Source organism: Devosia sp. FJ2-5-3 (assembly GCF_029201545.1).
Classification (GTDB): domain Bacteria; phylum Pseudomonadota; class Alphaproteobacteria; order Rhizobiales; family Devosiaceae; genus Devosia.
The window spans coordinates 2,301,302-2,312,671 of record NZ_CP104007.1 but is presented as its reverse complement, the minus strand read 5'-3'; the positions used below and the strand labels follow the sequence as shown (position 1 = coordinate 2,312,671).

Sequence of the window (11,370 nt, the reverse complement as noted above, 5' to 3'; positions counted from 1 at the left end):
GCAGACCATCGGTGCGTAGACAGAGTTTGGGTGTTGCGCGGCACCCCAAATTGATTATTGTGCAGGCACCGCTCTAGAGCTGGTCATTTATGGAGCACATGTTGACCGATACTGCCTGCCCCTTGAGCATCGGGGGCCATGCTGTACGCAATCGCGCCTTCCTCGCGCCCATGGCCGGCATCACCGACCGCCCCTTCCGTGAGATCGCGGAACGTTTTGGCGCGGGTATGGTGGTCTCGGAAATGATTGCCAGCGCTGCGCTCGGCACGGGTCATCAGGGAATGGCACGCAAGCTTGGACGTGCCGGCTCGCTCCCGCATATGGTGCAATTGGCCGGATGCGAAGCACACTGGATGGCAGAAGGCGCGCGGATGGCCGAGGATGCCGGCGCTGATATCATCGATATCAATTTCGGCTGCCCGGCCAAGCGCGTCACCAATGGGTACGCGGGTTCCGCACTCATGCGGGTACCCGACCAGGCGCTCGCCATCGTCGAGGCGGTCGCCGGCGCCACTCGTTTGCCGGTGACGGTCAAGATGCGCCTCGGTTGGGACGATGACAGCCTCAACGCCCCCGAGATCGCCAAACTTGCGGTCGGGGCAGGGGCGAAGATGATTACGGTCCACGGCCGTACCCGCCAGCAATTCTACAAGGGGCAGGCCCGCTGGTCGCTGGTGCGCTCCGTCGTCGAGGCTGTTTCGGTGCCTGTTATCGTCAATGGCGATATCGTCGACACGGAGGCGGCTCGGACCGCACTGGCGGAGTCAGGCGCTGCCGGTGTCATGCTCGGCCGCGGGGCTCAGGGCCAGCCCTGGCGCGTGGCCCAGATCGGCGCAGAACTTGCGGGAGAAGAGCCCGTAACGGCTCCCAAGGGGCAGGCCCTTATCGAGCTCATCCAGACCCATTACCAGGAAATGCTCAGCGAATATGGCATCGAAGTGGGATTGCGCGCCGCGCGCAAGCACCTGGACTGGTACACGGAAGCCGCGGGACTCAATCTCGACAAGCCAACACGCCGAACCCTTTTGGACAATGACCAACCGTCACAGGTCCTGTCATTGATCGCCACGATCTTTTCGGATGAATGGAGTGCCGCTGCATGAGCGCTGCATCGGTAACAGCCGCGGATCTGGTTCCGGCGAAGGCAATGTTGCAGGCCCTGCCGCAGCCCATCGTTATGCTGGACGAGGATCGGCAGATTCTGTTCGTCAATTATGCAGCCGAGGCGTTTTTTGGCGCGTCGATGAGCGTACTGACGCGGCAGCGGCTCGATGACCTGATCGCCTTCGGCTCTCCCATTATCTCGCTGATCGAAACCGTCGTGTCCCGAAGGGCGCCAATGACGGAATATCGCGTCAGCATTGGCTCGTCGCGGTTTGGCGACGAACGCATCGCCGACGTGTTTGCCAGCCCTATTTCGGACGTCGACGGGCGGATAGCGGTCCTCATCCAGGAACGCACCATGGCCGACAAGATCGACCGGCAGATGGTTTCCCGTGGCGCAGCGCGCTCCGTCACCGGCCTTGCGTCCATGCTGGCGCACGAGATCAAGAACCCTCTTTCCGGCATACGCGGCGCGGCGCAATTGCTCGAGCAAAGCGTGTCTGCCGAGGAAATCCCGCTGGCGCGCCTGATCCGTGAGGAAACGGACCGGATCGTCGGGCTGATCGACCGGGTTGAAGTTTTTGGCGATGAGCGCCCCCTTGAGCGCGAGCCGATCAATATTCACGTCGTGCTGGACAGGGTGAAACTGGTTGCCCGCAATGGGGTGGGCCGCGGCGTGGTCTTCTCCGAAGAATACGACCCGTCGCTTCCGCCCGTGTTCGGCAACCGCGACCAATTGATCCAGATCTTCTTGAATTTGGTAAAAAATGCGTCGGAAGCCCTTGAAAGAACACAGAAACCAGAGATCAAGCTTTCCACGGCCTTCCGTCCCGGCATCCGCATTAGCGTCGCCGGCGTTGCGGAGCGCATTTCGTTGCCGCTGGAAATCGTGATCGAGGACAATGGGCCGGGCGTGCCGCCAGATATTCTGCCCTTCCTCTTTGATCCCTTTGTCACGACGAAACCAAATGGGTCCGGACTGGGCCTGGCCCTGGTGGCCAAGATCGTCGGCGACCATGGCGGCGTGATCGACTGCGACAGCCGTCCCGGCCGAACCCGTTTTCGCATCTTGCTGCCGGTCGCCAGCGGCGCCTTCCAACTGCCTGCCGATGAGGTCCCCTACAAATGAGCCATGTCGTTTTGCTCGCCGATGATGACGCAGCCATCCGCATGGTGCTCAACCAGGCGCTGACACGCGCTGGGTACGAGGTCCGACCCACTGGCAATATTTCCACCATGTGGAACTGGGTGAGCCGCGGTGAAGGAGACGTGCTGATCACGGACGTAGCCATGCCCGATGGCAACGCCTTCGAGGTGATGCCAAAGATCAAGAAGCTGCGCCCCGATCTGCCGATGATCGTCATGAGCGCGCAGAACACCTTCATGACGGCCATTCGTGCTTCGGAAGTCGGAGCCTACGAATACCTGCCGAAGCCGTTCGACATCACCGAAGTGCTCTCTGTCGTGTCGCGCGCCCTGGCCGACGCGAAAAAGCCCAACGCCGAAGATCGCAAGAACGAGGACGATGCGGGCGACACCATGCCGTTGGTCGGCCGTTCTGCGGCGATGCAGGACATCTATCGGGCGCTGGCCCGACTGATGCAGACCGATCTGACTGTGATGATCACCGGCGAGAGTGGCACCGGTAAGGAATTGGTGGCGCGGGCGCTGCATGATTTCGGCAAGCGCCGCAACGGCCCCTTCGTTGCCATCAACATGGCCGCCATCCCCCGCGATCTCATCGAGGCGGAACTGTTCGGCCACGAGAAGGGGGCCTTCACCGGGGCCAATACGCGCTCGTCCGGCCGGTTCGAGCAGGCGGAAGGCGGCACTCTGTTCCTCGACGAAATCGGCGATATGCCGATGGATGCGCAAACCCGGCTGCTGCGCGTGCTGCAGGAGGGCGAATACACGATGGTCGGGGGCCGCAGTGCCATCAAGACCAATGTACGCATCGTCGCCGCAACGCACCGCGATCTCAGCCAGATGATCCGTCAGGGTCTCTTCCGCGAAGATCTATATTACCGGCTCAATGTCGTGCCGATTCGACTTCCGCCCCTGCGTGAACGGGTCGACGATATCTCCGACCTGACGCAGCATTTCCTGCGGACGGCGCAGCGGGACGGCGAGCCGGTCAAGACGCTCACGCCCGAAGCAATACGCCTGATGCAGAACTATAGCTGGCCGGGCAATGTCCGCGAGCTCGAGAACCTTGTGCGCCGGTTGTCGGCTCTTTATGCCGATGAGAGCATTTCGGCAGAGATCGTTCAGAACGAGCTGAACATCGTCGATCGGCCAGCTGTCAGCGGGAATTCCGGCCCGGTGGATGTTTCGACGGCTGTCGAGAGCCATGTCGGCCAATTGCTGCGCGAGCACGAGCCGAATTTGCCACCCGCGGGTCTCTACCAGCGGGTCATCGATCGGGTGGAAGCGCCTCTCATCGCCATGGCGCTCAATGCCTGTGGCGGCAACCAGATCAAGGCGGCCGATCTTCTCGGGCTCAATCGCAACACGTTGCGCAAGAAGATCCGCACCCACAGCATCGAAATCATCAAGCATAGCCGCCGCAACTAGCGGCGGCTGTCAGCGACGCAACAGCCCGCGCCGGCTGCGATGTTCGGTCCAGGCCAGCATGAAGCCGGCCATGATGACGAGTGCGGCTCCAATATAGACCGACTGTCCTGGGCTTTCGCCCCAGAACAGATAGCCAAAGACGAAGGCCCAGATAAGGGCTCCATATTCGACCGTGCCGAGAACACTTGCGGGCACGATCTTGGCTGTCTCGACCAACAGGAACTGGCCCATCCCACCGACAATGCCCGCTCCGACGCAGAAGCCGATCTCGACGGGCCCCATGGTCTGCCACACGGGCAGGCTGACTAGCCCCATGGCTATGGCGTGGATGAGATTTTGCGCAAAGACCTGAACGATGGCGCGGTCTTTTCGCGAGATCGTGCGCATCAGGATCATCGCGACGGCCCAGCTCAGTGCCGCCAAGAGAACGAGGACGACGGGCAGGCTGAAGGTGAAGCCGCTGGGATTGGCAGCCACGATGACGCCAAAGAACCCGATGGATGCTGCGCCGACGCGCGCAAGCGTGATCTGCTCCTTAAGGAAGATGATTGCGAGGACGGTCGTCAATACCGGGGCGAAATAGTAGAGCGTTGTCATCTCCGCCAATTGCAGGTCGCGTCCGGCGGTGTAGTACATGACCCAGGCCGCAAGGGTCAGAAGGCCACGCCCGAGGATGAGGACGCGGCTGTCCGAGCGCCAGAGATCCCTGACGAGATGGCGGCGGTCGAAGGCAAAGCAGAGCGCGATGATGACAATGCTGCGCATGAAGAGAATCTGCGCCGCGGGCAGGACGTAAATGATCGCCTTTACGAAGGCGTCATGTACGGAGAACAGGGTATAGGCAGCAACGCCCATGGCCATGCCGCGCAGGCTGGCTGCTTCTTTGATATTCGGGAGGGAAGTGGACACGATCAACGCGCTTTAAGGAGGTCGGCCGTGTGTGCTCCAAGCCCGATCGATTGTCCATATATGTCAGCGCATGCCCGATCCGCCGTGTGAGAGCGACCGGATCGCCTGCCCACACGACACAGTGTCACATTTTAGCAACATTTATCTTGAAGGGTCCGCCAAATTGGGTCAGGCTCACGCGCGTGGCCGCTCATTGCTGGCAAGACGGATATTTTCGAGGCCAGTTCGGCACAGCGAAGAGGATGCAAGACCATCTATGACCGACGCGGTCAGCGAAAACTCGGCGCGACACGAACCAGTTGTTGCGCCAGCTCAACGCCGTTCGCTTTTCTCCAACCAGGGGAATCGCCCTCTACGGCTGCTCGGCTTCGTGGTGGTGTTCGCCTCGGTCTTGATGTCGCTCATTTCGTTCCTGATCCTCTCCGGAACGACCAATATCGAGCCGTCACCCACAATCTGGACCGCAATCTGGATCGTGACCGGCATATTGGTACTGCTGGTGCTGGCGCTGGTGGTCACCGAAGCGGTGTTGCTTGTGCAGGCGCGCCTGGCGCGCCAACCGGGCGCGGCGTTGCAGATCCGCATGGTCGGCATGTTCGCTTTCGTGGCGGCAATTCCCGCGGCACTTGTGGCGGTTGTCGCGACCATTGCGCTGAACCAGGGGCTCGACCAGTGGTTTTCGGAGCGCACGCGCGCCATGGTGGAGAGCTCACGCCTCGTGGCGCGATCCTACATGCTCGAGCATGCGCAGGTGCTGCGCGATGACATCATCTGGGTTGCTGCAGAGCTTGAGCAGGCCCACAACACCTATCTCAACGAGCCGCAACGCTTTGAGCGCATCCTGACGGCCCTGGCGGTGACTCGGTCGCTTCCCTTCACCTCGCTCATCGACACCGATGGGCAGACGTTGATGCGCGCGCAGATCAACGCCGCCGGAGGCTTCCCAAAGCTTCCCCAAGGGATCACCCAGGGCGTGGTCGAGGGCATTCCAACCGCGATCGCCCCCGGCAGCACCAATCTCGTCGGCTCGGTGGTGAAGCTGCGCGGATATGACGACACCTATCTGTTCGTCGCGCGTCCGGTGGATGCCGAAGTGCTTGAATATATGCGCCTAACCGACGAGAATATAACGGAATATCGGGAATATGCGTCGAACCGGCTCGTGTTCCAGATTACGTTTACGATCATGTATGTCGGCATGGCCGTGGTGCTGCTGCTGGCCGCACTCTGGATCGGCATCGCGTTGGCGAACCGCTTCGTTGATCCGATCCGTAATCTCATGGTGGCCTCGCGCCGGGTTAGTGGCGGGGACCTAGATGTACAGGTTCCGGTCCAGGAAGGGCGGGGCGATCTGCGCGATCTCTCGAACGGCTTCAACCGCATGACGCAGCAATTGCGCCAGCAACGCCTGGCCCTGCTCGCCGCAAATGAGGTCAACGAGAAACGCCGCCAGTTCACCGAAGCGGTGGTGGAGGGCGTGTCGGCCGGGATAGTTGGGCTCGACGCCTATGGAGCGGTAACGCTGGTCAATGCGCGGGCCTGCCAGATGCTGGGCCGCAGCGAATTCGAGCTGATGGGCGAGCGGATGGAAGATGTCCTGCCCGAGATCGCTCCAACCATGGAGAAGGCCCGCTCGGCCCGGCGTGGGCAGGTCCGCGACCAGATCCAGCTCGGCAATGAAACGAACCGCCGCATCTATCAGATCCAGCTTACCCGCGAGGGTACGATCACAGAATCCAAGGGTTATGTCGTGACTTTCGACGATATTACCGAGCTTGAATCTGCCCAGCGCACCAGCGCCTGGGCCGACGTCGCCCGTCGCATCGCGCACGAAATCAAGAACCCGCTGACCCCGATCCAGTTGTCGGCCGAGCGCCTTCGCCGGCGCTATGGCAGCAAGCTGGAGGACGATCGGGAGATCTTCGACAAGTGCATCAATACCATCGTGCGTCAGGTCGGCGATATCGGCCGCATGGTCGACGAATTCTCGGCCTTTGCACGCATGCCGGAGGCTGCACCGGAACTGGCAGATCTCAGCGACACGATCCGACAGGCGGTCTTTCTCGAGAGCGTTCGTCTTCCCGAGGTGGATATCGTCACCCAATTGCCGGACGAAATCATCCTGGCATGGTTCGATACCAGGCTCGTGGCACAGACACTCACCAACCTCATCAAGAACGCCGTGGAGGCGTTCGAGGGGCTGCAACTCGGCCCCGACATGCAACCAATCATTAAGGTGGAAGCCCATATCGAAGGTAACAACGCCCGTATTTCAGTCTCGGACAATGGCAAGGGCTGGCCCAAGGAAAACAGGCAGCGCCTGCTGGAGCCTTATATGACCACCCGGGACAAGGGTACCGGACTGGGCCTGGCAATCGTAGCCAGGATCATCGAGCAGCACGGGGGCATAGTTGAATTGATTGATGCCGAACCGGACGGGCAGGGCAGAACAGGCGCGTGCGTAACCTTTACGCTGCCGCTCAAGGCACCCGCCAAGAACAACGACAAGGATGTGGTGGCACCGGCCGCCGCGCTAGCATCCGAACAGGAGGAGCCGCCGCTATCGGCGGTTGTTCATAAATAATGGCACTGGACATTCTGATCATCGACGACGAGGACGATATCCGCGATCTGATCGCTGGCATCCTTGAAGATGAGGGGTTCGAGACCCGACAGGCGCACGACGCTGATAGCGGACTCAACGAGATCGCGCGACGGCGACCAAGTCTGGTTTTCCTCGACATCTGGATGCAGGGTTCGCGCCTCGACGGACTACAATTGCTCGACGTTTTCCAGAGCCAGCACCCGGACATGCCGGTCGTGATGATTTCTGGCCATGGCAATGTCGAAACGGCAGTCTCGGCGATCCGCCGCGGCGCCTACGACTATATCGAGAAACCGTTCAAGATCGACCGGCTGCTGCACGTCACGCAACGCGCCATGGAGGCGACGCGGCTTCGCACCGAAGTTGCCGAGCTCAAGGAGCGTTCTGCTGCAAAGAATGCCGATATGGTGGGCACGTCGCCGGCCCTGCAGCAGATCAGGGGGCTGATCGAGAAATCCGCCCCGACCAATTCCCGTATCTTCATTTCGGGCCCGTCAGGGGCGGGCAAGGGTCTGGTAGCGCGCCTCATCCACCAGCGCAGCCCGCGTTCGGACTCCCCCTTTGTGGAGATCAACGCATCGCTCTATGCCCCCGAAGAGGTCCCGGTCGTTCTGTTTGGTCGCGAAGCTCGCGAAAAGAATGGCCTCTTGAAAATCGAGGTCGGGGCGCTGGAGCGGGCACACGGGGGCACGCTCTACCTTTCCGAGGTGACGACGCTGCCACAACAGGTGCAGACGGCGCTCCTGCGGACGCTCGTCGAAAACCGGTTCCAGCGCGTTGGCGGCAGCCAGGCGGTTCCGATCGATGTCCGCATCATTTCGTCGAGTTCGCAGAACGTGGCGTCACAGACGGAATTGGGTGAGTTCCGTTCTGACCTATTCCATCGCCTGGCGATCGTTCCGGTGCAACTGACGCCGCTCAAAGAACGGCGGGAGGATGTGCCGCCCCTGGTCAATGTCTTCATCGAGCAGGTCTGCCGCATGCACAATCTTCAGCGTGTGACCATCGGCGATGACGCCATTGCCGTTCTGCAGGCACAGGACTGGCCCGGCAATGCGCGACAGTTGCGCAATTCGATCGAGCGTCTCCTGATCCTGATGAAGGACCAGCAACCGGAGAACGGCATCATCACCGCAAACATGTTGCCCTCGGACATCGGGGAGGTACTGCCCACCGTTGGCGATGCCGACACCTCTGCGCATTTGATGAGCCTGCCTCTGCGCGATGCCCGCGAAGTCTTCGAGCGTCAATATCTCCTCGCTCAGATCGAGCGATTCGGCGGGAACATTTCCAAGACTGCCGAGTTCGTGGGAATGGAGCGCAGTGCGCTGCACAGGAAAATAAAGTCACTGGGCCTCTAAAAGGCCCTTGGCGCAAGCCGGACATCAAGCGCGGGTAGGCAGCGTCGCGCATGTATGCCATATTGTGCATGGTACGATAATTCCGGGGTTTTGAAGGGCTGGGCGGCAGTTCTTCATCGGCCCGGGCGCAAGAAATTGCGACGACAACAGCGACAATCAATGCCGCGGCAAAAGAGGCCAAAAATGGCTAGTGAAAAGCAGCAAAACCTGCAGGATTCCTTTCTCAATCACGTTCGCAAGCAGAAGGTGCCGGTCACGATTTTTCTCGTGAATGGTGTAAAGCTGCAGGGTGTAATCACCTGGTTCGACAATTTCTGTCTGCTTCTGCGTCGTGACGCTCAGTCGCAACTGGTTTATAAGCACGCCATCTCGACAATTATGCCGGGCGCGCCGATCCAATTGTTCGACCCCGAGCAAAACACCGACCACGACTGACGGAACTATATGGATCATTTTGACGAGGACGAAGACGGCCCGGGCGGCCCTCGGGCCTTTATCGACCGAATTGAGCATCCAACACGCGCTGGATTGATTTGTCCCGAAGTGCGCGGTGTCGGAATGCATCGCAGCATAGAGGCGCGCCAGGCCGAATTTGAGGGGCTGGCAGGCGCCATTCGCCTCGACATCATTTTTTCCGAAGCCATCAAGGTTCGCGAGATCAAGCCCGCGACCTTCATGGGCGGCGGGCATGTCGAAGAACTGGCGCGGCGCGTCAAGGAAGAGGAGATCGATCTCATCCTCGTCGACGCCGCCCTCAGCCCTATCCAGCAGCGCAATCTCGAAAAAGAAACCGGCACCAAGGTTCTTGATCGAACAGCGCTCATTCTGGAGATTTTCGGCGAACGTGCGGCCACCCGCGAGGGTGTCCTGCAAGTCGAACTTGCCCATCTCAACTACCAGAAAAGCCGGCTGGTACGGTCCTGGACCCACCTTGAACGTCAGCGCGGCAGCGGTGGCATGGGCTTCATGGGTGGTCCTGGCGAAACACAGATCGAAAGCGACCGACGCCAGATCACCGAGCGCATCGTGCTGCTCGAGGAGAGGCTGGAAAAGGTCAAGCGCACGCGCGCCCAGCAAAGGCGCCAACGTGATCGCGCGCCATTTCCGATCGTCGCTCTTGTGGGCTACACCAACGCCGGAAAATCGAGCCTCTTCAATACCATGACGGGTGCTGGCGTTTTTGCCGAGAACCTGCTGTTCGCCACCCTGGATACGACTATTCGGCGGTTGGAACTGCCGCATGGGCGTGAAGTCATGCTCAGCGACACGGTGGGCTTCGTGGCCGACCTGCCGACGGATCTGGTGGCGGCGTTCCGCGCGACGCTTGAAGAGGTGGTGGACGCTGACGTCGTCCTGCACGTTCGCGATATAGCCAATCCCGACCACCCAGCGCAGGCCACCGATGTGTTGAAGGTCCTAACCGACCTTGGTGTTTCGGCCGAGACGACGCCGATCATCGAGATCTGGAACAAGGTCGACATGCTCGATCCGACCAGCGACCTTATGACGGCGGCGACGCCTGCAGGAAAGGTTGCTGCCACTGTTCCGGTTTCGGCGAAGACGGGGCAGGGCCTGGATCAACTCGGACTGGCCATCGAGGCGGCCCTGTCGGAGCGCAGCCGTACATACCACGTGCATGTGCCCCACAGTGCCGGCAGCGACATCGGTTGGCTGCACAGCCATGCAGAGGTCATAGAGCGCGGCGAGCCGGACGAGAACGGCCAGGATTTCGTTGTCCGCGTCGACCCGCGGCACAAGACGACCTTCCTCGAACGCTTCAATGGACGGATCGCCATTTCCGATCTCTAGGAGAAGTCTGGACCGCGGGCATCCCCTGCGGTCCGGCTTCTCGGCGGGTCCAGTTGACAGCTAGGACTGAGCCTTATCGGCCGCCCTTATCTCGTTCCAATATGCGTCCAGTCGATCGAGGCCTGCTTCTGCAGGCTCAATCTGGTCTTGCCGGCAACGGGCTTCCACATAGTGGAAGCGGCGGGTGAACTTGGAATTGGCGTCACGGAGCGCGGCCTCGGGATCGACGCCCGCCTGACGCGCCAGATTGGCCACGGCGAACAGCAGATCGCCGATCTCTTCGTTCAACGCCTTTGCATCGCCTGAGAGCTGCGCCTCGGAAACCTCGGCCAGTTCTTCTTCGACCTTTGCGCGGACCGACGCAAAATCCGGCCAATCGAAACCGACCTTCGCTGCACGCTTGGTGAGCTTCTCGGCCCGGGCCAGCGCCGGGAGCACTTGCGGAACGTCGTCCAATAGGGAAGGGGCGGTGTCGCCCTTGATGGCGGCCTTGGCAGCGCGTTCTTCTACCTTGATGGCTTCCCAACGCCCCTGTGCCGCGGCTGCCCCGACTTCGGTTATGTCGCCAAAGACATGAGGATGCCGGCGAATGAGCTTCTCGGTGATGCCGTATATGACGTCGCCAATGTCAAAGTGGCCGCCCTCCTTGGCCATCTGCGCATGGTAGATGGGCTGCAGGAGCAGGTCGCCCAGTTCCTCGCGAAGATCGGAGAAATCCTGGCGATCGATTGCATCGGCAACCTCGTACGCCTCTTCGATCGTGTAGTTCTTGATGGTGGAAAAGTCCTGATCGAGATCCCAGGGGCACCCCGAATCCGGATCGCGGAGCGCCGCCATGATTTCGATAAGCCGGGAGATGTCGCGTGACGGCTGCATTTTCTCACCCTGGTGCTGGGAATCGTTTTTCTGCACCATAGCAAATGCGACGCCCGTCGCACGACGGCGCGCGGAGTTTCAGTGCCGTGCAGAGAAGGCTGGACCGGGCGAACAAAAGGGGAATACTCTGAC

Annotated in this window: 9 protein-coding genes; 7 read left to right on the top strand and 2 right to left on the bottom strand. The window is 60.8% G+C overall.

All coding sequences use genetic code 11. From position 1 onward, the window contains the following. Positions 1-98: 98 nt before the first annotated feature. The 3 genes from dusB to ntrC are packed head-to-tail and all read left to right on the top strand — an operon-like array spanning position 99 to position 3,678. The gene (gene dusB, locus N0P34_RS11190) at positions 99-1,103 is read left to right on the top strand and encodes a tRNA dihydrouridine synthase DusB (protein ID WP_275603328.1); all 1,005 of its coding nucleotides are present in this window, start codon (positions 99-101) and stop codon (positions 1,101-1,103) included. Then, positions 1,100-2,233 carry an ATP-binding protein gene (locus N0P34_RS11185; protein ID WP_275603327.1) on the top strand — a complete coding sequence of 378 codons (1,134 nt, stop codon included), beginning with the start codon at positions 1,100-1,102 and terminating at the stop codon, positions 2,231-2,233. The genes dusB and N0P34_RS11185 overlap by 4 nt, the downstream gene beginning before the upstream one ends. Next, the gene (gene ntrC, locus N0P34_RS11180) at positions 2,230-3,678 is read left to right on the top strand and encodes a nitrogen regulation protein NR(I) (RefSeq protein ID WP_275603326.1); all 1,449 of its coding nucleotides are present in this window, start codon (positions 2,230-2,232) and stop codon (positions 3,676-3,678) included. The genes N0P34_RS11185 and ntrC overlap by 4 nt, the downstream gene beginning before the upstream one ends. Positions 3,679-3,687: 9 nt before the next feature. On the opposite strand, the gene N0P34_RS11175 is transcribed toward ntrC, so the two are convergent. After that, the gene (locus N0P34_RS11175; protein WP_275603325.1) at positions 3,688-4,587 is read right to left on the bottom strand and encodes a DMT family transporter; all 900 of its coding nucleotides are present in this window, start codon (positions 4,585-4,587) and stop codon (positions 3,688-3,690) included. A gap of 256 nt (positions 4,588-4,843) precedes the next feature. Here N0P34_RS11175 and N0P34_RS11170 point away from each other — a divergent pair, with 256 nt between their 5' ends. The 4 genes from N0P34_RS11170 to hflX all read left to right on the top strand — a co-directional run bounded on the left by N0P34_RS11170 (position 4,844) and on the right by hflX (position 10,362). Further along, positions 4,844-7,171, top strand: coding sequence for a PAS domain-containing sensor histidine kinase (locus N0P34_RS11170; protein ID WP_275603324.1), 2,328 nt, complete (start codon positions 4,844-4,846; stop codon positions 7,169-7,171). Beyond that, on the top strand, positions 7,171-8,553 hold the full coding sequence (locus N0P34_RS11165) for a sigma-54 dependent transcriptional regulator (protein ID WP_275603323.1): 1,383 nt from the start codon (positions 7,171-7,173) through the stop codon (positions 8,551-8,553). The genes N0P34_RS11170 and N0P34_RS11165 overlap by 1 nt, the downstream gene beginning before the upstream one ends. A gap of 183 nt (positions 8,554-8,736) precedes the next feature. Next, the gene (hfq, locus tag N0P34_RS11160; RefSeq protein ID WP_220306999.1) at positions 8,737-8,988 is read left to right on the top strand and encodes an RNA chaperone Hfq; all 252 of its coding nucleotides are present in this window, start codon (positions 8,737-8,739) and stop codon (positions 8,986-8,988) included. 123 nt (positions 8,989-9,111) lie between these two features. Further along, positions 9,112-10,362, top strand: coding sequence for a GTPase HflX (hflX, locus tag N0P34_RS11155; protein ID WP_275603322.1), 1,251 nt, complete (start codon positions 9,112-9,114; stop codon positions 10,360-10,362). Between the two features lie 60 nt (positions 10,363-10,422). Here hflX and mazG read toward each other — a convergent pair whose 3' ends face one another. After that, the gene (gene mazG, locus N0P34_RS11150; RefSeq protein WP_275603321.1) at positions 10,423-11,238 is read right to left on the bottom strand and encodes a nucleoside triphosphate pyrophosphohydrolase; all 816 of its coding nucleotides are present in this window, start codon (positions 11,236-11,238) and stop codon (positions 10,423-10,425) included. Positions 11,239-11,370 lie beyond the last annotated feature (132 nt).